The following is a 22899-nucleotide window of genomic DNA, read 5'->3' as shown; positions in this document are numbered from 1 at the left end:
GCATGCGCAGATCAAGTGAGTCCCGTGAGGTTACTCGCTGGATGTTTGATCATCCAGCGGATTTTTGTATATAGGAAGGGAACTTGAACACGCGCAGGTGATGATAAGAAGTCATCTTAGGCAGTAGCGTGTTCGGATAGAGCCGAGGGGAGCCGGATTCGATCCGGCTCCCCCTGAAAGTAGGTGAGGACTTAGTGCACGTCGAGTGCTTCCTCAGCCGCTGCCTCGTCAGTGGCAGGAGCACTATCTGTACGCGAAACCATGCCGCTTGTCCAACGGTACAGCGCAAAGATTGAACCGAAGAAGAAGACCGCACCAATGAAGGTCGCTGGCGTTGCGAAGGAATCGCCCACAACGGCAAGCGGTTCTTCGCTTCCTGTGGCGCCAACAATGCCTGCGTAGATCACGCCGAAAAGGCTTTCGCCGACGATCAGACCGGTCGCCAAGAGCGTACCCATTCGACGTGCGCGCTCGGGATCCTTGCGCTTTGCGGACCAACGGTCGTAGAAGAAACCGATGACGCCGCCAACGGGGATCATAATCGTCAAAGAAGCGGGGAGGTACATGCCCATGCCGACCGCGAGAGGCGGAAGGGCAAAGCGGCCCTTCGAGCTCAGCTTGAGAAGCTCATCGACGATGATGATACCCACGCCGATGATTGCTCCCAGACCCAAGAGGCTCCAGTCTTGAGTGCCGCCCACGACGCCTTGAGCCAGCGAAGAAATCAGAGAGGCCTGCGGGGCTGCAAGTGCATCTTGACCTGCTCCAGGAGCTCCCTGGAAACCGAAAGCGTTCTGCATGAGGTTCAAGACCGGGGGAATGATCAGAGCACCAAAAACAACACCGATGACCAGCGCGACCTGCTGCTTCCAGGGGGTTGCACCCACGAGCTGACCGGTCTTGAGGTCCTGCAGGTTATCATTCGAGATCGTCGCAATACAGAAGACAATCGCGGCGGTAAAGAGGGTGTAGGCGATGAGGGCAGTGGTTTCCGCGCTGGAAGAACCGTGTCCGTGAACGGCAACGATTGCCAGAGCGGTCAAGACTACGACCAAAATACCCACGCCTGAAACGGGGCTATTTGACGAGCCGATGAGGCCGGCCATGTAACCGCACACTGCGGCGACCAAGAGTCCTGCGAGCAGAGTGAAGATCACAGAAACAGCGATGAGCATCGCTGTATTGTGAGCAATCTCGGTGCCGTGGGTGAAGATCCACAGCAAACCGCCCACGGGAATCATCGACAGAACAATCACCAGAGCGACGATGGTAATCGGAATATCGCGTTCAGTCTGGTCGAGTTCGCCGCCCGCGTGACGGGTGCGAGAAGAACGCATGGCGTCACGGATTCCCTTGATGATGGGGGAGATGATCTTGACAAGAGTCCAGATTGCCGCGACGGCCATGACGCCGGCGCCGATGTAACGCACCTGGCTAGAAAAGACCGTGTCGACAACGTCAGACAGTGGTGAACCGTCAAGCTGCCCGACACTGAAGTAGGGGATCAAGATGAAGAAACTGACGAACATGCCGATGAGCATGGCAATGCCGACAGTCAATCCCACCAGGTGACCGACGCCGATCAGTGCCAGCGAGAGCGAGGTACCAATCGAGGTTGCACCTGCACCTACACGGAAGGTTGCTGACAGGGACGAGGCCGCAACCTTCATGTAGGACAGCAAGGACATTGCGGCAGAGCAGATTGCCCCCCAAATAATTGCGCGTAAACCAAGGCTGTTATCGGCTGACTTCTCGTGGGAGTCACCAACCTTGAGGATTTCTGCTCCGGCAACACCTTCGGGGTAGGGAAGGTCCGAACCCGTAACCAATGCGCGGCGCAAGGGGATCGAGTACATAACACCCAAGATGCCGCCGACCGCGCATACAGCCATTGTTGTCCAGTAGGGGAATCCGCTCCACCAGCCGACAATCACCAGACCGGGGAGGATGAAGATTACTGCGGAAAGCGTTCCGGCAGCGGAAGCAATTGTTTGGACAATGTTGTTTTCTTGGATAGTGTGATCCGAGAAAAATCGTAGAATTGCCATGGAAATGACGGCTGCCGGGATGGAGGTTGCGAAAGTCAATCCAACTTTCAATCCCAGGTAGACGTTCGCGGCGGTGAAAACCAAAGTAATAATTCCACCGATGACAATTCCTCGGAAGGTCAATTCCTTAAGTGACGAGCGTGAGCTCGTTGCGGGCGTAGACACGTGAATCCTTTCCGTGTGCTGACGCATCGGCCGCACCCTGCGGTCATATGTGTCGGTCCTTGTAGTGATTGACAGTCTAAGCGCCTTATGAAAATCCCGTTCAATGTATGGTCGCAATTTGGGAAAATCTGCTGACCAGAGTCGAAAATGAAGTGAAGAACACAGGAAAATAATGACAGCGCAGCAAAAATCATATTCGCGTGCCGCGGTTTCAACTTCCCTGGCATTCGTCGGCATCCTTGCCATGAGTTTAACTATGCGCTCTGGAGCGACCTCGACCGGGCCGCTTCTGTCTACGATCTCTCAGGCCTATTCGGCTCGAGAGGGGGCCCTTGGAGTCCTCTCTGCTCTTCCCTGCCTTGTCTTCGCTGGTGTTGGACTTCTCGCTGTTCCCCTCTCAAAGCGTTGGGGGATGAGCGCTGTGCTGACTACGGGTACTGCACTCAGTGGCCTCGGCTTGCTTGTGCGTCCCTGGGCGGGCAACTTTACGCTCTTTTGTCTTCTGAGCGTCATTGCGCTCATCGGCCCAGCCCTTGCGAACGTCCTTGTCCCTGCATGGATTAAATTCCACGAGGCCGGACGACGAACGCTACTCATCACCACATACGGAACGGTCCTGCTGATCGGAGGAGCGGCAGGTTCTGCGTTCGCCGTGCCGCTTTCTGGTCATGATGGCCAGCTCTGGCGGTCTTCACTGGCGAGTTGGGCGATTTTTGCTGTTATCGCAGGGGCAATTTGGATCAAGATCAGCGGTCTTGTTCGTCGAGATTCTCCCGATGGAGGCACCCGAAGTACGGAAACTTCCTCCTCTAATGCGACCAAGCGGCGCCCGATCTATCACTCGAGGACTGCAATTGCCTTGGTCCTCGGATTCGGACTTCAAGCATTGAATGCTTATGTTCAATTTGCATTTCTCCCGCAAATTTTGATGAATGCCGGCTACTCTGCTGGATTTGCGTCCATCATGACAGCTCTTGTGAATTTGTGGGCAGTCCTTGGTGGCCTGGTCATTCCCTTCATGATTGACCACATGGGGACGCATATCCCATGGCTTTCCATTATTTTCGGTCTGCTGACATTCGTCGGCTGGATCGGTTTGGTGCTGGTGCCCGGGTCTTTCGCATTTCTCTGGGTGTCCTTGTTGGCAATCGGGGGATTCACCTTTCCCCTCATCATCGCCCTCATTCCTGCCCGGTCTCGCGACGCAGCTGTGACGGCCGAACTTTCAGCCTTGGTGCAACCCATTGGCTACCTGATTGCTGCCCTTGGCCCTATCGGTTTCGGTATTCTCCTCCAATCCCTCGGAAGTGAGACTATTCCTTTGTTGGCGATGGCGCTCACGGGCCTACTCATGGGAGTGACGACCTACGTCGGATCTGGAACGGGAATAATCGATGATGAACTTGCCGTAGTCGGCGAGTAGATTCACTTCACGAACAAAGAGTGGGCGTCGTCGTCGCCTGTGAATACAAAAATTGGGGGCTGCCGAAGTGGCAGCCCCCAATCGATGAATCCTGTATCAGGCGTCAGCCGCCTGGGCGCCGAGCATGCGCTCGGTCGTTGAAATCTGCTCACGCAGGAGTCGAATCAAAGCAGCGGATGCATCCTGGTGCGACTGAATCCAACGCATTCCCTGCGCAACCAAATCAAGGCCGTCCACGTAGCCGGCGAGGGCCTTCGGGAACATCAAAGTGACGATGTCCTCTGCAATGTGGAAGGTGTGGTCGCTCCAGATCTGCTGGAGGGAATCGAAGTAATCGGCAACGACAGGAACGTACATTTCGGGAGCCGTACGAGCCTGTGCCCAGAATCCGGAGACCATTGCCCAACGGGTATCGTTCGGGATTGAGGTGTCTCGAAGAACCGCGTCCCAGACCTGCTGCTTGACAGAAACGTCGCCGACCGCGGCACGCGCAGCCGCCGCCTTTTGATGACCGGTCATCGTGTCGTCTTCCGCTTCAAGGGCTGCAATCTCTGCCTCGCCGGCAAAACCACCCCGGACAAGCGCGGTGAGCAGTGTCCAACGCAGGTCGACGTCGAGGTCGAGTCCCATGAGGGTTTCGGTACCCTCGTACAGGCCGTGCACTGCCGCGAAGTGCTCGGGGAGAATTGCGCAGTGCGCGAGCTCGCGGACGAAGAGCTGTTGCTCGTCGGAGTGGGCACTGGCGGTGCGCGCCATGATCAGCAGCGCCGAGGCAACGCGCTCTTGCAGTGCACGACGACGCGCGGGTGCAACGTAGGTTTCGAGTGCCTGGTCGAGGTGGCGCAGGTACAGTCGCAGCATGGTTGCGTTGCGCTCTGCGGGCAGGGCACTGAGGAGGAGCATCAGGTAATCGCGCGCAGGCATTTCGCCATCGCGGGTCATGTCCCAAGCTGACGCCAAGATCACGCCGCGAGTCAAAGAATCCTCAAAGCGAGCGATGTTGCGGATTGCAAAGTCCAAGGACTGCGCATCCAGACGAACCTTCGCGTATGCCAGGTCCTGATCGTTAATCAGAATGAGATCGGGGCGTGCGATGCCAGTTGCCTCGGAGACAACGGTCGAGGAACCATCGACGTCGAGTTCTTGGCTGAAGACGCGCTCGATCGATCCATCCTCTGCCTGGCTGTATCCCGAAACAATGAGGCGGTGGGGGCGCAGTGACGAACCCTCGGAGAAGGGCTCCTGAATGACCTTGAGCTGGGTGATGGCGCCGTTGTCATAGACGTCGATCTGCGGACGCAGCGAGGTGATGCCGGCTTCTTCAAGCCACACGCGCGACCACTGCTTGAGATCTCGACCCGATGCCTTTTCCAGCTCGCCCAAGAGGTCTGCCAGAGTTGCGTTCGAGTAGGAATGCTTCGTCAGGTACTCATGCAGGCCGGCAAAGAAGTGCTCACGACCGACGTATGTGACCAACTGACGCAGGACAGAGGCGCCCTTCGCATAGGTAATGCCATCGAAGTTCACTTCAACATCGGCAAGATCTCGGATCTCGGCGGTGATCGGGTGAGTAGTCGGAAGCTGATCCTGGTTCATGCCCCAGTCCTTGCGGAGCATGAAGCCGGTCCAGCCTTCGGTGTATTCGGTGGCCTCTGCAAGAGCCAAGTGGCTCATGAACTCAGCGAAGGATTCGTTGAGCCACAGGTCATTCCACCACTTCATGGTGACCAAGTCGCCGAACCACATATGAGCAAGTTCGTGGAGAATCGTATTCGCACGAGCTTCAAGGTCAGCGGTTGTGGGACGAGTACGGAAGATGTACTGATCACGGAAAGTCACGCAGCCTGCGTTTTCCATTGCGCCAGCGTTGTACTCGGGAACGAAGATCTGGTCGTAGGTCTTGAAGGGGTAAGGAATACCGTAAGCATCCTCAAAGAAAGTGAATCCCGCGCGTGTGATATCCAAGATTCGATCGGAATCCAGAGAATCAAGCAGCGATGCGCGGCACCAAACACCCAGAGGAATCGTACGACCATCGCTGGAAACCAGCGAGTCGGTCACGCCCTGGTAGGGTCCGGCGATAATCGCGGTGATGTAGGTCGAGATACGTTCGGTCTCTTCGAAACGGTAGGTCCACGAGGAGTCGTTCATCTCGGGTTCGGGAGTCGCCGAGTTCGAGAAGACCTTCCATCCGGCGGGTACCGTCACCGTAAAGGTGAAGGTTGCCTTCAGATCGGGCTGTTCGAAAGTGGTGAATACGCGACGCGCGTCCGGAACTTCGAACTGGGAGTAGCAATAGGCCTGAGAGTCGGCCGGATCGACGAAACGGTGGAGACCCTCACCGGTGTGCATGTACTGGCAGTCAGCCTCGACCGTCAGGGTATTGTGTGCAGCAAGTTGCGGAAGGGCAATGCGGTGATCTTGGTGGATGAACGGATCCAAGCTCTCACCGTTGAGGACGATCGAGTGAACATTGTTCGACACCAAGTCCGCGAAGGTTGTTTCTCCTTCGGTTGCGCTGAATGTCACGGTTGTGCGCGAAAAGAAGTCCTTGTCTCCGCGCGTGAGGTCGAGTTCGACGTCATAGTGATCCACGCGGATCACGTCTGCACGCTGGATGGCTTCCTCGCGCGTCAGGTTCAGGCCAGGCATTGCTCACCTTCCGATTGTGTTGACGATCAGGACGCGCGGATGCGCGTAAACGTCTTAATTTTTACATGTTTGCCCTTGTGGCGCGAACCTTGCCGCGCCACAAGGGCAATTGTTGTATCGAATTGAAACCTTGGTTGTCGTGGCTACCAGATATGGACGCGCTCTTCGGGGGCAATCCACAGAGTGTCCCCGGGGGCCACATCGTAGGCCTCGGCGAAGGGGTCCATATTCGCAACGATCTGATTGCAGCGGAATTCTGCGGGGGAGTGAGGATCGATACTCAGGAGCTGTTTGGCGTACTCGCGGCGGATCGCCGTCCTCCATCCGCGAGCCCACGCGGTGAAGAAGCGCTGTGCTGCGCTTTGTCCGTCGATTTCAGTGGCCGATTGTGGGGTAAGTCCCTTCTGTGCAAGTCGAGCAACATAGGCCTGCCACGCGATGGAAAGCCCCGCCAAGTCACCAATGTTCTCGCCCAAGGTGAGCGCTCCATTGACATGGAGCGGGGGTTCTTCCCCTTGGAGATCCCGTGGGGTCAGTGCGTCGTATTGATCGACGAGGCGCTTGGTGCGTTCCTCGAAACGTTCCCGATCTTCTTCGGTCCACCAATTCTCCAAGTTGCCTTCCGCATCGAAGCGCGAACCTTGATCGTCAAAACCGTGTCCGATTTCGTGTCCGATTACTGCGCCGATAGCGCCGAAGTTTGAGGCATCATCAGCCTCTGGATCGAAGAATGGTGCTTGCAAGATCGCAGCGGGGAAGACGATTTCGTTCATCGTCGGGTCGTAGTAGGCATTGACAGTTTGAGGCGTCATGTGCCATTCACTTCGATCGACGGGGCCGCCGAGTTTATTCCAACGACGTTGAACGTGGAAGCGCGTTGCTGCCTCGACGGTTGCGACCAGGGAGTCTGAATCGAAGTGTAAGGATGAATAGTCGATCCATTGATCGGGGTAGCCGATCTTGGGAGTAAAGGTGCTGAGCTTCTTCAGTGCTTGAGCGCGGGTTTCTTCGCCCATCCACTCGCAGTGGGTGAGCGCCTGCTCATAGGCGTCGAGAAGGCTGCGGACGAGACTATCCATGATCTCTTTATTGGCGGGCGGGAAATGGCGGGAAACCCAAATTTCACCCATGGCCTCGCCAAGGAGAGAAGAGACCAAGGAAAGGCCGCGCTTCCATCGAGGGCGCAGCTCTTGAGTTCCTGAAAGAGTTCGTCCGTGGAACTCGAAGGAGGCATTGACGAAGTCTTCGGAGAGCAAGGAAGCGTACTCGTCGACGAGTGAGTGTTCCATCCACATCTTGAGGACTTCGAGATCAGTGTTTTTCCACAGCTGCGCTGCGCCCTCAAAAAACTCCGGATGCGACACGTTGAGCGTCTCAACCTTTTCCAAGGGAAGCTTTGCGGCCTTCGCCCACAGGTCCCATGGGAACGAAGGGTAGTTTTCGCACAATTCAGCCCAAGTCATGGGGTGGTCGGCTAAGAGAGGATCGCGGTTCGACACCGCATCGCGGTGGAAGGAAGCAACTTGTGTTTCGAATTCACGCACGGCTCGCGCGTGAGAAACGGCATCTTCTTCATTGAATCCGACCAGAGTAAAAAGCTTGGCGACGTAGGCTTCCCATGCTTCGAGAACTTCGCGATGCTGTTCCTCGCGGTAGTAGGCCTCGTCTGGAAGAGAGAGACCGCCCTGGTACAAGTCGAGCATGTGCTGACTGGAATTGTGTGCATCGGTACCGACGTAACTTCCAAAGAGGCCAGCGATTCCCTCGTAGCGGAAGGTTCCCATAAGCGTCGCGAGTTCGTCGTGGCTCGCTACTGCTCGAAGGCGTGTGAGTTTGTCGGAGATGGGGGAGAAACCTGCCTCGTTGGCAGCATCCTCATCCATAAATATTCCGTATAAATGGGCGATCAATTCCGCGTTGTGACCGGGGATTTTATTGGCGGCTGCGTCTTCTGCGATCGCTTTTTCCCACAGCTCAGATTGATCAAGAAGCTCATGGAAGGTTCCGTGCATGGGGCGGTCTGCGGGAATCTCGTGGGTTGCAAGCCACTCGCCGTTGGTGTAGCGGTAGAAATCGTCCTGTGGACGGTAAGTCTGCTCTTCAGTCATAAAGACACTGTACGTTGCGGCTAGTATGTGGCGCACGCCCGATTTCTTAGGAAGGCCTAAGTTCGCTGTGAATGATTACAGGCTGAAGTGAGTAATGTGCACATATGTGCAACACGCCTTGGGAAGATGTGCAAAGTCTCTAAAAGGGTCATGATTAATAAGGAAACAATCAGAAACTCTCTAAGGAACAACGTAACACTATGAGGACGATGGAGACTGATGTCGTAGTCATCGGTGGCGGCTCGACCGGTGCCGGCGTTGTCCGCGATGTCGCAATGCGCGGATTCCGTGCCATTCTTCTTGACCGGGCCGATATGGCTCAAGGAACTTCTGGGCGCTACCACGGATTGCTCCACTCAGGCGCACGTTACATTGCATCCGACCCTGAATCAGCAACCGAATGTGCAGAAGAAAATGCAATCGTTTCCCGTATCAATGCTGATGCGGTGGAGAAGACCGGCGGCCTCTTCGTGACAACCTCGGTCGACGATGAAGACTACGCCGATCAGTTCATCGCTCGCGCGAGAGCCGCTCACGTTCCTGCAGAAGAGATTTCTCCCGCTGAGGCTCTTCGTCGCGAGCCTCGACTTGATCCGGGACTTAAGCGCGCATTTGCAGTACAAGACGGAACCGTCGACGGCTGGCGTATGGTCTGGGGTGCGGCGCGCTCGGCCATTGCCTATGGAGCGGAGATCCTCACCTACACTCGTGCAACCGGAATTCAACGCAGCCAAGACCGTATCGAAGCGGTCTTCGCGCGCGATGAACGATCAGGCGAGGACATCCGGATTGACTGCTCCTTTGTCTTGAACTGTGGCGGCCCCTGGGCCGGACAAATCGCGGCGCTTGCGGACTGCCATGGAGTGGAAGTCGTTCCAGGTGCGGGAATCATGATCGCCATGAATCATCGTCTTTCACAGAACGTCATTAACCGCTGCATTTGGCCCGCTGACGGTGACATCTTGGTTCCCGTCCACCCCGTGTGCATTATCGGAACGACCGACTTGCGTGCGGAAGACCCCGACAAGTTGCCGATTCTTTCTGACCAAGTCCAGCAGATGCTTGACGCGGGAGAAACCCTGATTCCTGGCTTCCGCAAGTCGCGTGCTCTCCATGCGTGGGCGGGCGCTCGTCCGCTCATCAAAGACACTCGCGTCTCCGAATCAGATACCCGTCACATGGCCCGAGGAATGCACATCGTTGACCACCTGAGTCGCGATGGCGTTGATGGCATCTTGACCATTGCCGGCGGTAAGCTCACGACCTACCGATTGATGGCAGAACGCATCGTCGACATCATGTGTCAGCAGATGGGGGAGGAACGGCCCTGCCGTACCGCCGACGAAGTCGTTCCCGAGGCAGAAGGACACTCGAACTACTACATCGGCCACCGCCTCGACGATGTTGAACACCGTGGCGAGTCGCCTTCCAGCCAAGAGATCATCTGCGAATGCGAACTTGTCACCCGTGAAATGCTCGAACGCACAATGGACGTTCTTCCCGGTGGGCAACTCGATGACGTGCGCCGTCAAGTTCGTCTCGGAATGGGTCCCTGTCAGGGAGGTTTTTGCTCCCAGCGCAGCGCGGGGATTGCACATGAACGCGGTGACATCGACGCGCCTCGGACAAATGAACTGCTTCGCCTCTTCCTCAAGAACCGTTGGATCGGACTGTGGCCCATTCTCTTCGGTAAACAAGCCCGTCAGGCTGCTCTGGACAATTGGATCCACGAAGGAACCCTAGACGTCGAGCACCTGCCGACCGCTCCCGATGCTATTCCGCATGAATGCGCGTACTGGGATGCTGTCGAGAGTGGGGAAGAAGCCCTGGAAGATGGAGAAGAACAGGAAGGACTCACCCATGCGTGACGCAGTCGTTATCGGAGCGGGCCTTGCCGGTCTTGCTGCCAGCATCCGACTGGCGCAGCGCGGGGCTCAGGTCACTCTTGTCACCAAGGGAATTGGTGGACTCCAACTGGGGCAAGGGACAATCGACGCTCTGGGCTACGCCCCGGAACTCGTTGAACGTCCCCTAGACGCAATCACACAGCTCGCCGTTGATCACCCCACTCACCCCTACGCGCGCCTCGGGGCATCATACGTTGAGCAATCGCTTGAGTGGATTCGCGAACTTCTGGGTCCCGAGCGCCTCCTTGGCTCGGCCGATACGAATGTCCGTATTCCAACAGCGCTTGGCGCACTGCGTCCGACCGCCTTGTACCAGCCTTCGATGCAAGCCGGTATCCCTGTCGGGCAAAGCTATGTGATCGTTGGTTTCAAGCGTCTGAAGGACTTTTACCCCTCCCTTGCCGCCGAGAACATGCGTCTTCAAAAGGATGCCAACGGGCAGGCGATTGTGGCGCGTTCAGCCTATATTGATCTCGATATTCGCGGGCAAGAGCGCGACACGACCGGCACGAACTTTGCGCGCGCACTGGATCATAAGGAGACCCGCGAACGCCTTGTCGCACTTCTGAAAGAAGTCGTGCGCCCAGGTGAAACCGTCGGCCTTCCTGCCGTTCTTGGTCTGAATGATCCGACTGCTTGGAAAGACATCCAAGAAATGCTCGGCCAGCCCGTCTTTGAAATTGTTCTTCAGCCGCCGTCGGTACCGGGTATGCGCCTGAACCAAGAACTCACCGAGATTGCAAAAGCAAGCTGCCGTGTGATGCTGGGATCTTCCCTGGTTTCATACGAGGTCGAAGACCAGCAGGTGCAATCCGTGACCATCTCGACCGCTGGCCATGCCCGTACAATCCCGACCAAGTCCGTGATCCTTGCCGCGGGAGGATTCGAATCGGGAGCGCTCGAGATTGATTCTTACGGTCACGTGAGGGACACGGTTATGGGGCTTCCGCTAACAGGCGTTGATACGAGTTTGCTTAATGGAGACTTCTGGGGCAGTGAGCAGCCTCTCTTCAAGGTTGGCTTTGAAGTCGACGACAAGATGCGTGTGTGCACTCCGGGAGCAGGTCCCGTCTACTCCAACGTTTATGCGGCTGGTGGGAATCTGGCTGGTTCAACGCGTTGGAAGGAAAAGTCGGGCGATGGTATCGCGCTCGCAAGTGCGCTGCGCGCAGCCGATTCGATTGTGGAGGTTCTTCAATGAGTCTGGAAATTGTACCCGGCATCGAAGAAGCCGATGTTTTGGGGCTTGAAGGTGATGACTTCGGTCTTCGTGCTTCCCTCGATGCCTGCGTGAAGTGCACGATCTGTGAAACGCAATGCCCCGTCATGCGCGTGACCGATCTTTTCGCTGGTCCGAAGTACTCTGGTCCGCAAGCAGAACGCTACCGCCAAGAAGGTCAGTTCGTTGATCACTCGATCGACTACTGCTCCTCGTGCGGTACATGCTCTTTGGTGTGTCCTCAAGGCGTGAAGGTCACCGAAATGATCCACCACGCGCGAACCGACATGAAGAAGAAGCAGGGAATCCCGCTTCGCGATCAGCTCATTGGACGCACTGGCCTGATTGGCAGCGTCATGACCCCCTTCGCTCCCATCGCCAACTGGGCGCTGGATGTTAAGCCGATTCGCGTTGCTATGGAAAAGATCATTGGCGTTCACCGCAATGCCCCCATGCCTCGCGCCTATGGTCGCACCTTCGAAAGCTGGTTCAAGAAGCACACTCCGCTTCCCAACTCCGGTACGAAGGGACAAGTGATCTTCTTCCACGGTTGCGCAGGACAGTACTTTGAGGTCGAGACCTCAATCCACTCCGTGCTGGTACTTGAGCACTTGGGCTACGAAGTCCTTGTTCCACCGCATGGCTGCTGTGGTTTGGCTCTGCAGTCAAACGGTCTTTACGACGAATCGCGTAAGTATGTCTCGCGTCTGACCCATGACCTGCGCAAGGCGAATCGGGACGCACCGATTATTTCCTCTTCTGGTTCGTGTGGTGGAATGCTTCGCCATGAGGCTCACGACATCTTGGAAATGGATACCCCTGAACTTGAAGATGTCGCCTCACGCACCTGGGACATTTGCGAGTTCCTCATCGACCTCTACGATCGCGGCGAGCTCGACATGAATATGGAACGCATCGACGTGACCATTCCCTACCACGCACCCTGCCAGCTCAAATCGCAAGGTTTAGGTATGCCCGCGGTAGAACTCATGAGCTTGATCCCCGGGGTGACAGTGAAGGAATCCCAGCAGCCCTGCTGCGGTATCGCCGGAACCTACGGAATGAAGAAAGAAAAGTATGCGATCGCCCAAGCGGTGGGAGCTCCGGTTTTCGACTTCGTTAAGCAGGTCAATGTTGAACTCGCGGCCTGCGATACCGAGACCTGTCGGTGGCAGATTCGCACGGCAACCGGCGCGAATGTTGTTCACCCGATCTGGCTGATTCACAAGGCCTACGGTCTACCCGAAGGCTGAGATGAAAGAGAATATCCCCGGATGCGCAGATGACGATGCGCGCCCGGGGATATTACTGTTGCACCATGACTATCTCTCGTCGCGTCGTTGTCACCGGAGCTTCCAGCGGAATCGGACAAGCCACCGCCCGTCTTTTGGCAAAGCGGGGGTGGGATGTCATTGCTGTGGCCCGTCGCCGCGAGCGCCTCGCGGCCCTCGCTGACGAGATTGGCTGTGAGTATTGGGCGGCGGACCTCACCGACCACGCACAGGTGGAGGAAATGGTCGCGCATGTCCTAGAAGGCGGCCCCATCGATGCTCTCGTGAACAATGCGGGTGGAGCCATCGGCGTTGACCGGGTTGCGGATGCAGATCCCGCCAGGTGGAGTGAAATGTTTGAGCGCAATGTCCTCACGGCCTTGCACTGCACGCGCGCATTTCTCCCCTCAATGCGCGAGCGGGGAGGCGACCTCGTCTTCCTGACGTCAACAGCCGCCCACGACACATACCCGGGAGGCGGCGGTTACGTTGCCGCCAAGCACGCTGAGCGCATCATTGCCAATACCTTGCGTCAGGAGCTGGTGGGTGAGCCCGTGCGGATTATCGAGATCGCGCCCGGCATGGTGCAAACTGAAGAGTTTTCTCTCAATCGCTTGGGCTCTCAGGAAGCCGCGGACCGTGTGTATGAGGGGGTTGCCGAGCCCCTCGTCGCCGAGGATATCGCCGAGGCGATTGTGTGGACCTTGGAGCGGCCGCGTCACGTCAACATCGATTCGATGATCGTGCGCCCGGTTGCGCAGGCGACGAATACTCTTGTGGCCAGAACTGTGCCCGAGGCCTAGGGCAGGTGCGCACATCGCCTTCATTCCCCCTTGACCTCTCGTTATGCGCGTAGCGTGGCATAAGCGCTCACGCTTGCAACTGCGATCAGGAGAACAATGAATGCCCATGCGAGTGCAGGAGAACTTACCCGACGGGTAAGCCTCGCCCCGAGGATACCTCCGCACATCGAGGCCGCAGCGAAGCAGGTGACCATCACCCCGGCCTCGGCACTGATATCCAAAGTTCCCCCCAGTGCACGCGAAGCCAAGCCGAACAGCGCTGTAATGAGCATGATCAACAGGGATGTCGCGGATGCTCTCTTCATCGGGTAACGCAGAACAAGGTGGAGCGCAGGAACGATAGCGAAACCTCCGCCCACGCCAAAGAAACCTGTGAGAAAACCGGTCACGCTAGCTAAAAGAACCACTAAGGCTGCCTTCTTCAAGGTCGAAGCAAGCGTGCGTGGGGAATCCCCAGGCGTGGCCTCGTCAATTGATGAAGGGGACGCATCAGCGCGTGCACGCAACTGTCTATGCACCATAAAAATCGCAACAAACGCCAAAAGAACGCAAAACTCCAGCATGAGCGTTCGTGCTGATACCAGAGGGTTGAGCGCGGAGCCTCCCCACGTGCCGACGATCCCCGCGAAGGCGAAAAGGCTTCCTTGCTTCCAATCAACATGACCACTGGAAGCGCGAGTAATAAGAGAAACACAAGCGGTCGCACCCACGATGATCAGCGATAAAGTTGCAGCTTGATGGGGGTTTTGACCCAGGAGATATACCAAGACGGGGACCGATAAAATACCGCCACCCGCGCCGAGCGCTCCGACAACGATGCCGATCAACACGCCAATGAGCGTGGCTTCAATGAGCACGATGTTCCTCCTTGGGTGGGATATGGACTCCCAATGACTGAGCGACCAGGGGATTCATAATTTCTTGAGCGCTTCGTCCACGCGAAATCAAGAAAGCCATTGCGCGAAGTGCGGGCAGCGCATGCGCGTAAAAGCTCTTGTAGCCCTGACACAGATAGTTGTGGTCGGGGCCATTGTCTTGGGAAATAAAACGATCCTTGGGGCAGCCTCCCCAGCACAAGCGCAGGAATGGGCAATTCCAACACTCGGTATCGAGGTCCTGCTTCTTCGTTCCAAAATCGCGCATTGTGGGGGAGGAGGCAAGAGCAGCGAAATCGTGTGAATCGATATTTCCGACCAGCCAATCCGGTTCAACCCAGTGATCGCACGCGTAGACATCGCCGTTAAATTCCATGGCCATATTCGCCCCGCATGAGGGGGCATGAACGCATACACTCGCGGAACCAAAAAGCGCAGAGAGTGAAGAATCAAAATCTTGAACAAAGACCGAGCCGACGTCACGAAGAATCCACTCGTCGAAAATATCGGACAGGAAGCGACCGTACGACGATGGGGTGGTCGATCGTGAGGTCACGCAGTCTCCGTCTTGGCGATACAGGAGCGCCGAGCTTCCGCTTCGCCACCCGAGTTCGGCCTGGCGCAGATGTTCGCGGGGAACGCGCTCGACGATGGGGATAAATTGCATGTACCGCGCCCCGAGCTCGTCTCGGAAATAGCGGTAGACCTCCACTCCGTGATCCTCGTTTGCAGCGTGAACCGTGCACAAAATATTCGTCTCGACCTCGGCATTGCGAAGCTGTTCCCACCCGCGGATCACCATCGAGTGAGTTCCATGCCCGCCGCGGTTGAGGCGATAGGCGTCATGGAGTTCTTTCGGACCGTCGATAGAAATCCCAACCAGCACATCATTGTCTTTGAAGAAGCGTGCCCACTGTTCGGTGATCAAGGTGCCGTTGGTTTGGATAGCGTGGTGGACCACTTGTGTGGGGCGTCGATACTTCTCGCACAGCTCAATGAGGCGTTCAAAGAAGGGGAGCCCTCGCAGGGTTGGTTCGCCGCCCTGCCAGAGCATCGTGACATCCCCATCGGGGCTTGCCGCTAGGAAGTTTTTGACGTAGGTCTCTAGGGTTTCTTCGCTCATCGACTGGCGTTTTTGGTCGTAGAGGAGTTCTTTCGACAGGAAGAAACAGTACTGGCAGTCCAAATTGCAGGCGGCGCCCGTTGGCTTTGCGACAACCGAGAAGGGGAGCGCGCGAGCGGGGGAGTGCGTCATCGGGTTCCCTCGTTTTCCTTCTTGATTGACGAGGCCGTGGTTGTCGCCGCATAGGCAGCTGCTTGCGCCGCGGCAAGCGGTCCAAGTTCGGCGCGGACGACGTCGATGTTCCATTTCATTGCGGGGATTAATTCTCTTTCGAGGCCGTGGGCGAGCATATCGGAGACCTCAGGGATCGCCTCGGGAAGTTCCCCTGCCACAATGATCGCACGGGGGTTGATGAGAAGAGCAGCGTTTGCGCAGCAAGCCCCGACTGCTTCCATCGCATGTTCGAGAATTGATAGTGTTCTGGAATCTTGATTGCTGACTTTCCTTGCCAATTCGCTCAAAGAAGAGACATCGCATTGAGCACAGAGTGCTGGGATGGATGCAAGGGTTTCCAGGCACCCCTCTTTTCCGCATGCGCATGGGGTGTGAACGTCAGGGACACGCATATGTCCCAGTTCCCCTGTGAAGCCAAAGTCTCCACCCGATAGGCGATAGGAAATCACCAGGCTGGCGCCGATACCGTTGGAAAGTCGAACGTAGAGGATTGATGGATACCCCTGTCCCGCTCCCCATAGCGCCTCACTCAGGGCAGAAAGGCGGGCAGTTGTATCAATGAGGATATTCCCTTTCCAGCGGCGTGAAATGATATCGATAACGCTGTCGCGGCTGGGGTAGGGGGAATGCGGCGAGTGGGAAATATTTGACCCCATGGGAACGGGGAGACCAACCCCGATGGTGCGTACATAGTCGGTAATGACGCCGCGGGTGTGCGCGCGCTCAAGGAGGAGCGCTCCTATGGAATCAAGCGCCTCACGATAGTTGATGGGATGCGTGGCTGGAAGTGATTGTGCGATAAGGACATCGCCGCCTCGGTTGAGCAAGACTGCGGCGAAAGAGGCTCGGCTAATGACAATGCCGACTGAGTATGCACATGAACGTGCTGATGTGAAAAGAGTTGAAGGGCGGCCTGCTCCAGTCTTTTCTTCTCCTTTAAGGGAAATAACAGCGTGTGCATCGACAAGCTTTGCGATCGCACGCCCCAGCGTCGTTCTCGAAACCGCAAGGGCCTCGCAAAGTTCTGCACGTGACGCGGGGGGATTTTCGCCAAGATAACTGGTGATCTGGTCTTCCAAAGAGGGCACAGCGACGTGAAGATCGTAGTCCATGTCCTCTCCTTTGATGCTGTGTGGTGTGGGCCTCCCGCACGCCCCGGAAGGCCCACACCGAAGGCGTGTTACTTACCCATGACCTCGTCAAGATCGCTTCGGGCGGTGTTGACCAGCGGAATATCGAAGTCCGTCATGGCCGCCATCCACTTTGCGAAGGAGTGGTCTCCGCGTTCACGGAGTTGGAGGTATAGGTTCGTTGCGAGTTCGCGGCGAATGTCGTCGTAGACAGGCACCGTGTATACATTGTTCATCTCTGCGGGATCAACTCTCAAATCGTAGAGCTCATTGATGGACTCCGGTGAGATGACGAGTTTGAATTCCTTTGTGCGCAGCATTCGCTGTTGCAGCGGGAAGTGATGTCCGTGGAACTCGCAAACGATATTTTCACGCCAGCCGGGCACGTCTTCGCCTCGCGTGAGGTCAACAATCGAGCGGCCGTCTTCAACAAGGGCTGGATCGAGGCCAGCAATATCGAGGACGGTTGCGGGAAGGTCGATCAAAGACACGAAGGCGTCGGATTGGCCGACCGCAGAAACCCCGGGGATATGTGCGATGAAGGGGACGTTGTAGATATCGTCGTACATCATCGGGCCCTTATCGTTCAGGCGGTGAGAGCCGGTGAATTCTCCGTGGTCTGCGCAGAAGAAGACCGCGGTGTCATCGAGAATTCCTAGTTCGCGTGCCACGTCCATGATTCGACCGATTTCGAAGTCGATCATGGCGACGTATCCCCAGTAGACCGCGATGAGTTTCTTCCACTGGTCGTTATCGAAGGAGGACGTTGACCAGTAAGTTGCGTAGTTCTGCTGGATCTGCGGTTTACCGATGAGCGAGTCACCGAAGTTTTCGGGCAAGGTGACATCGTTTGGATCGATCAAATCGAACCATTCATCGGGGAGGAAGTAGGGGAGGTGCGGGCCAAAGAAGTGGACATCCAAGCTGAAGGGCTGTCCGTTTTCCTTCCAATCGGCCGCATATTCCCGGAGCTTTTCGATTGCTCGATCAGCTAGGAAACGCTCGAAGGTTGCTTCTTCTGGTTGTTCGAGGCGTGCGGCGATGATGTGCCCGTCGCGGCCTCCCGGGAGCTTTCCTCGCCAGAAGTCGTGGGCGCGAACTGGGGGAAGTCCGTGCTGGTTGAGCCATGCGACGTACTTTTCGTTGGCAACGGGGTTTTCAGCGCCCCAATAGGTGTCGTCATCGGCGCCGAACTTGTCGGGGAGGTTCGCCCCACAGTGGTACTTTCCAACGATGCCAACGTTGTAGCCTGCATCGCGAAGTGCCTGAGTGTAGGTCCAGGTCCCAAGGGGGATCATCGTCTGGTAGGCGATGTTCCATTCGGGGTTGGCCAGTACAAGGTGCTTTCCGGGGCGCTTTCCTGTTAGAAGTGAGGCGCGTGCGGGTGTGCAGATTGCGGTGGGAGTGAAACAGTTGGTGAAGGCAAAACCGTTGCGCCCCATCTCATCAATGACGGGAGTTTGGGCGTGGGGGTTGCCCAGGCAGCCGATCGTATCCGTGCGATGCTGGTCCGTCATGATCACCAGGACATTGCGGACATTGTCCGGGATGTCACTGGAGCGTTCGTATGTGTCAGACATGATGGTCCTTTCACTTCTCGGCAGCGGCGAGCTTGTCCATGTCTTCGAGTTCGGTACCGGTGGTTTCCTTCAGGTACTTTGCGGTGAAGATGACAGCTAGGACACCGAATGCGCAGTAGATCCAGTAGGTTCCTGCAGGCGACCACGAGATGAGGAAGGGGAAGAGCAAGACCACAAGGAAGTTGATGAAGAAGTCAGCTCCCGAGGCCATGGACATTGCGCCACCGCGAATCGAGTTGGGGAACATTTCGCCCATGACGATCGAGAAGATCGGTCCCCACGAGGAGGTGAATCCCAGCAGGAAGGTGCACAGCGCCGCGACAGCGAGGAAAGCCAATACCGGGTTGTCTGCAACGTCGGGCTTTCCGTCCACAACGGGTGCCAGGGTGAAGACGGTTGCAACGACACCCAGGGATACGAAGATCAGTGTGCCTCCGTAGATGAGCATCCGCTTACGTCCCACGTGGTCCACAAGGAGAATGCCGGAGACAACACCGACAATCTTGAAGCCCGTGATGAGCAGGGTTTGCTGCAATGCCATTGATTCGTTGAATCCCACTGCTGCGAAGAGGGAGTTTGAGTAGAAGAAGACGCCGTTGATGCCGGTGAGCTGCTGGAACGCGGCGATCATCATGCCAACCAGGACAAGTCCGCGCCACTTCGAGGAGAAGATCTCACCAATGCTGAGCTTGCGTCCGCCAGTTTCTTCCATTGATGCGGAGATTGCTTTGACGCGCGCTGCGGGGTCGTCTTCACCGCTGACCTTTGCGAGGACAGCTTCGGCTTCCTTCTTCTTGCCCACGGATACCAGGTAACGAGGCGACTCTGGAATCTGTGCCGTAAAGATCACAAAGAGGAGAGCAGGGATGATGAGGCATGCGAAAAGAACTTGCCAGGTCTGCAGCCCCCAGAATGCGGGCTTCGCGGCACCGCCGGTCAGGCGTACGACACCCATATTGATGAGGCCGGCAAAGAAAAGACCGAGGATGATGGCCAGCTGGCGGAAGCCAATCAGGCGGCCTCGGATATCAGCAGGTGCAATTTCTGCGACGTACCCGGGTGCAACGGTGGTTGCTGCACCAAAACCAATGCCGCCGACAATGCGGGTGAGGAGGAGGAAGGGGTATCCGAAGCTTCCCAGAATTGGTGAAAGAGGACCAAGGAGCGCTTCGAAGAGGAGGAAGGGACCAACCCACATCAGGGTTGTTTTGCGCCCGATCTTATCGGAAATACGTCCCGCTCCAAGTGCGCCGATGAGGCCGCCGATGACGCCTGCTGCGCCGGCAACGCCCTGGAGGAATGGGCCAAGGTGGAAGGTGGTGCCGACGGCTTTAATTGCGGCGTTGAGGACCATTCCTTCGAATCCGTAGAAGAAGGGGCCTAGGGTTGCAATGAGTGCAAGGAAAGTGGCGTATTTCCGCGCCCGACGTTGGGTTTCGGTCAACGGAACTGCCGTACGTGAGGTTGACATGAGGTCCGTCCTAAAGGGGAGAGGAATGAACTCATCGGATTGATCCGTGATGCCTCATCTTTGAGGCACCTACACGCTATCTCTGAGTGAATTTTGGGCGTTGACGTGGACAAAATTAATTTCTGTGAGCTGCGTCATAGGCGATGGCTTTCTCTTCACAGGAAAACCTCAGGTGCGACATAAAACAGACATAGAGGTGGTCCATACCTTGAAGACCAAGACGACAGGGCGGATGCCCCAGAGGAAAGGAATGCACATGAGCGCAGAAGATATGAACAAGGACCACCTGGACGAGACTCGAGTCATCGAGACTCAGGCCCAGGATGCGAAGGCACGTGATGCTCATGCCGACAAGACGACCTATGTGAACGTTGCCTACCAGAAGGAAGATGGAACCTACGAAGGTGCTTGGCTTCCCGCTGATGAGATTGTCTCTCACGAGGCCTCAGCAAAGCCCTCCTGGAAGAAGAAGGCAGTAGCCGCCGGTGCTGCAGCGGCTTTCTTGGTTGCAGGTTTTGGCGCAGGTTGGGCAACAAGTTCGGTGGCCTCTCCCGCTCCGACGCAGCAATCGCAGGCGGCGCCCGGACAGCCGGGCCAGGGTGGTCCGGGAGGTCAGCAGGGCCAGGGTGGCCCCGGCGGACAAGGTATGCCAGGCGGTCAGCAGGGCCAGGGTGGCCCCGGTGGTCAGGGTATGCCTGGCGGTCAGGGTGGTCCAGGAGGTCAGGGTATGCCTGGCGGTCAGCAGGGTATGCCTGGCGGTCAGCAGGGTCAGAATGGTCAGCAGGGTATGCCTGGCGGTCAGGGTGGCCCCGGCGCTCAGCAGGGCCAGGGTGGTCCGGGAGCTCAGAACGGCTCCTCCAAGAAGGGATCCGAGAACTCAACTGCAAAGAAGAAGGCTGCTGAGAACTCTTCTCAAAGCTCTGACTCCCAAAATTCTGATTCCTCGTCTAAGTAATGAGGAATTCCTGGTAGGGGTGCTCGACGTCGACATGGCGTCTGGGCACCCCTACTTCTTTTCGTAGACAAAGGGGGTATCGGGCGGATTAATCGGCGTGATACTCGCCGCTTTCAGATAGAGAGCTTTTGAGTTGCGGACTTCTAAAGTTCCTTGGATGCGAACCCATTGATCAGCCTGCGGCGCGAATGAGGTTGTGTTATTCACGGCAAAACCCAAGGCGTAAGCATCGGCTGCGCAGCACCACATGGTCATCCGGGATAAGCCGAAGCTGTCATCTGGACCGAATGGCGGCATCCCTGCCTCCGAGGAGGCTTTGTCTTTGGGTAAAACGAAGCCAGATACCTCGATTGTTTTGCCATCCCACTGATCGGGGTGGGTCACCATATCGATGACGCTGTCGTAGTAATTGTTCGTGTCGATCACGCGGTCGGTGTGGAAGTGTGCTGCGGAAGAAACATCTGAAGATGAAGGGATGGGCGTCGGTGAAATAGCACTCGCTGAGCTCGTTGACCCAAGGAAACTCGAGGGGACCAGAGAAAAAGGTAGGGACCATGCAATGACTGGAATGAGAAGATATACCGCATTCGCGCGTGTTCGGTGAGTATGTTTTTCCGGCCTACGTGCAAAAAGGTCGACAACGGCCCACACAGTGAAGACGACACACAAGAAAATGATCAGCGGAAGGAAACGAGGCGGGAAGAAATAGACCCATCGCCTCGAAAGGAAGAGGAAGCCTAAGCTCGCTGCAGCCAGGACAAAGATCAAAGCGCGTGCCCTCACAATGCACCTCCCAAGCCCCACCAGGTCAAGACAAGACCGGCCAACGCAACAACTGCGGTGATGGTTGCGCAGATGCGAAGAGTAAAGCGCGTCGAGAAAACGGCTGACAACATGAAGACGTTCTTCACATCAAGCATGGGGCCCATGAGCATGAATGTCATGAGTGCGCCGGGGGGAAGCAGACTCGTCATGCTCCGCGCCACGATCGCATCGGATGATGAACACTGAGAGAGAACAAAAGCCATCAACATTGCAACGGCAATGGACACATATGAGGAAGTATGTCCCGTCATAAACCCAGCAGGGAGAAGCCCCTGGATGATGCTGGAGAGTGCGGCTCCGATCAACATATAGGGTACGACGCGCAGGAAGGCCGAGGCTGACGCGGAAGAAAATGAAGAAAAACGCCCTCGCGTAGCGTGCGCCGCGTGGACTCCGCAACCATGTGAACACTCACAGGAGTCATCTGACTCGCTCTGGCGCAAAATCGCCGTCAGAGAGGGCATACGGATGCTGAGCAAAAGAGCAATTGTCATGGTGCAGATGACGGCTGCCACCACGCGGAGCGATACCGCTTTCAGTGACGGGCCAAAGGCGTACCACGTTGAAAACAAGACAAGTGGGTTGATGGATGGCGCCGCAAAAAGGATGATGAAAACAGTGCGCGGGGGAACGCCTCGACGCAGCAGGGTACGTACAAGAGGAACGGTTGAACAATCGCAGACGGGAAGAAGCGCGGAATAGACGAAAGCAACGACGCAACCGGCAATGCGGCCTCGTGGGAAGAAACGTGCAAGCTGACGAGGGGAAAGAAACACCTCAATCGCAGCAGCGATGAGGGAACTGATCGCCAAGAAAGGTAAAGACTGAAGGGTGATCCCTGAAAAGATTGCAATCATGCGGGAAATCGGGATACCTGCAGCAGTCAATGCCTCTTGAAAGCGGTAGGCGCACACCAAAGCAAGGCACACAACCGCTGTAACGGCCGTCGAAGGTCGGGAAATGTCCATGTGCCTTCTTCCTTGTTGCGTGGCTGTGCATACATCGCTAACTCTATCGCGATGCTGATCTCATTTTTGTGCTTGTGGCGAGATAGAAGTGCCTTGGGAGCGCGCTTTGCGTAGACTAGGACAGGCGTTGATCCGGCTACGTCTGTAGGAATCACCGGGGAGCATTCGGAAGAACGAGCGAAAGCTCTAGTAGAACCGAACG

At 56.6% G+C, this 22899-nt stretch carries 16 protein-coding genes; 6 read left to right on the top strand and 10 right to left on the bottom strand.

Annotated features, from left to right (window positions below; genetic code table 11):
• Positions 1-191: 191 nt before the first annotated feature.
• Positions 192-2213, bottom strand: coding sequence for an OPT family oligopeptide transporter (locus tag BQ8011_RS07480; RefSeq protein WP_072456048.1), 2022 nt, complete (start codon positions 2211-2213; stop codon positions 192-194).
• A gap of 172 nt (positions 2214-2385) precedes the next feature.
• Here BQ8011_RS07480 and BQ8011_RS07475 point away from each other — a divergent pair, with 172 nt between their 5' ends.
• On the top strand, positions 2386-3636 hold the full coding sequence (locus BQ8011_RS07475) for an MFS transporter (protein WP_072456046.1): 1251 nt from the start codon (positions 2386-2388) through the stop codon (positions 3634-3636).
• A 96-nt stretch (positions 3637-3732) separates the two neighbouring features.
• Here the strand turns inward: BQ8011_RS07475 and pepN are convergent, their stop codons facing one another.
• Positions 3733-6288: an aminopeptidase N gene (gene pepN / locus BQ8011_RS07470; RefSeq protein WP_072456044.1), complete on the bottom strand. Its 2556-nt coding sequence runs from the start codon at positions 6286-6288 to the stop codon at positions 3733-3735.
• A gap of 143 nt (positions 6289-6431) precedes the next feature.
• Complete coding sequence (locus BQ8011_RS07465) at positions 6432-8396, bottom strand: M13 family metallopeptidase (RefSeq protein WP_072456042.1); 1965 nt, start codon at positions 8394-8396, stop codon at positions 6432-6434.
• A 200-nt stretch (positions 8397-8596) separates the two neighbouring features.
• Here BQ8011_RS07465 and glpA point away from each other — a divergent pair, with 200 nt between their 5' ends.
• The 4 genes from glpA to BQ8011_RS07445 all read left to right on the top strand — a co-directional run bounded on the left by glpA (position 8597) and on the right by BQ8011_RS07445 (position 13596).
• Positions 8597-10264: an anaerobic glycerol-3-phosphate dehydrogenase subunit GlpA gene (gene glpA / locus BQ8011_RS07460; protein ID WP_072456040.1), complete on the top strand. Its 1668-nt coding sequence runs from the start codon at positions 8597-8599 to the stop codon at positions 10262-10264.
• Positions 10257-11504, top strand: coding sequence for a glycerol-3-phosphate dehydrogenase subunit GlpB (gene glpB / locus BQ8011_RS07455; RefSeq protein WP_072456038.1), 1248 nt, complete (start codon positions 10257-10259; stop codon positions 11502-11504). The genes glpA and glpB overlap by 8 nt, the downstream gene beginning before the upstream one ends.
• The gene (locus BQ8011_RS07450; protein ID WP_034501564.1) at positions 11501-12775 is read left to right on the top strand and encodes an anaerobic glycerol-3-phosphate dehydrogenase subunit C; all 1275 of its coding nucleotides are present in this window, start codon (positions 11501-11503) and stop codon (positions 12773-12775) included. Before glpB ends, BQ8011_RS07450 begins: the two co-directional genes overlap by 4 nt.
• Before the next feature lie 65 nt (positions 12776-12840).
• Entirely contained in the window at positions 12841-13596 is a 756-nt protein-coding gene (locus BQ8011_RS07445) for an SDR family NAD(P)-dependent oxidoreductase (RefSeq protein WP_072456036.1), read from the top strand.
• A 41-nt stretch (positions 13597-13637) separates the two neighbouring features.
• On the opposite strand, the gene BQ8011_RS07440 is transcribed toward BQ8011_RS07445, so the two are convergent.
• The 5 genes from BQ8011_RS07440 to BQ8011_RS07420 all read right to left on the bottom strand — a co-directional run bounded on the left by BQ8011_RS07440 (position 13638) and on the right by BQ8011_RS07420 (position 19949).
• Positions 13638-14453: a sulfite exporter TauE/SafE family protein gene (locus tag BQ8011_RS07440; protein WP_072456034.1), complete on the bottom strand. Its 816-nt coding sequence runs from the start codon at positions 14451-14453 to the stop codon at positions 13638-13640.
• Positions 14443-15726, bottom strand: a complete 1284-nt coding sequence (locus BQ8011_RS07435) for an anaerobic sulfatase maturase (RefSeq protein WP_072456032.1) — start codon at positions 15724-15726, stop codon at positions 14443-14445. Before BQ8011_RS07435 ends, BQ8011_RS07440 begins: the two co-directional genes overlap by 11 nt.
• The gene (locus BQ8011_RS07430; RefSeq protein ID WP_072456030.1) at positions 15723-16880 is read right to left on the bottom strand and encodes an ROK family transcriptional regulator; all 1158 of its coding nucleotides are present in this window, start codon (positions 16878-16880) and stop codon (positions 15723-15725) included. The genes BQ8011_RS07435 and BQ8011_RS07430 overlap by 4 nt, the downstream gene beginning before the upstream one ends.
• Positions 16881-16948: 68 nt before the next feature.
• Entirely contained in the window at positions 16949-18478 is a 1530-nt protein-coding gene (locus BQ8011_RS07425) for a sulfatase family protein (protein ID WP_072456028.1), read from the bottom strand.
• Between the two features lie 10 nt (positions 18479-18488).
• Entirely contained in the window at positions 18489-19949 is a 1461-nt protein-coding gene (locus tag BQ8011_RS07420) for a sugar porter family MFS transporter (protein WP_072456026.1), read from the bottom strand.
• A gap of 256 nt (positions 19950-20205) precedes the next feature.
• Between BQ8011_RS07420 and BQ8011_RS07415 the strand changes: the two genes are divergently transcribed.
• Entirely contained in the window at positions 20206-20904 is a 699-nt protein-coding gene (locus BQ8011_RS07415; protein WP_231945296.1) for a hypothetical protein, read from the top strand.
• A gap of 51 nt (positions 20905-20955) precedes the next feature.
• On the opposite strand, the gene BQ8011_RS07410 is transcribed toward BQ8011_RS07415, so the two are convergent.
• Positions 20956-21687, bottom strand: a complete 732-nt coding sequence (locus BQ8011_RS07410) for a TIGR03943 family putative permease subunit (RefSeq protein WP_072456022.1) — start codon at positions 21685-21687, stop codon at positions 20956-20958.
• Positions 21684-22697 (bottom strand): permease, encoded by a 1014-nt coding sequence (locus tag BQ8011_RS07405; RefSeq protein WP_072456020.1) that lies wholly within the window; start codon positions 22695-22697, stop codon positions 21684-21686. Before BQ8011_RS07405 ends, BQ8011_RS07410 begins: the two co-directional genes overlap by 4 nt.
• Positions 22698-22899 lie beyond the last annotated feature (202 nt).

The sequence above is a fragment of the Actinomyces marseillensis genome (assembly GCF_900155605.1).
GTDB lineage: Bacteria > Actinomycetota > Actinomycetes > Actinomycetales > Actinomycetaceae > Pauljensenia > Pauljensenia marseillensis.
This window is presented reverse-complemented; position numbering and strand designations above follow the sequence as displayed.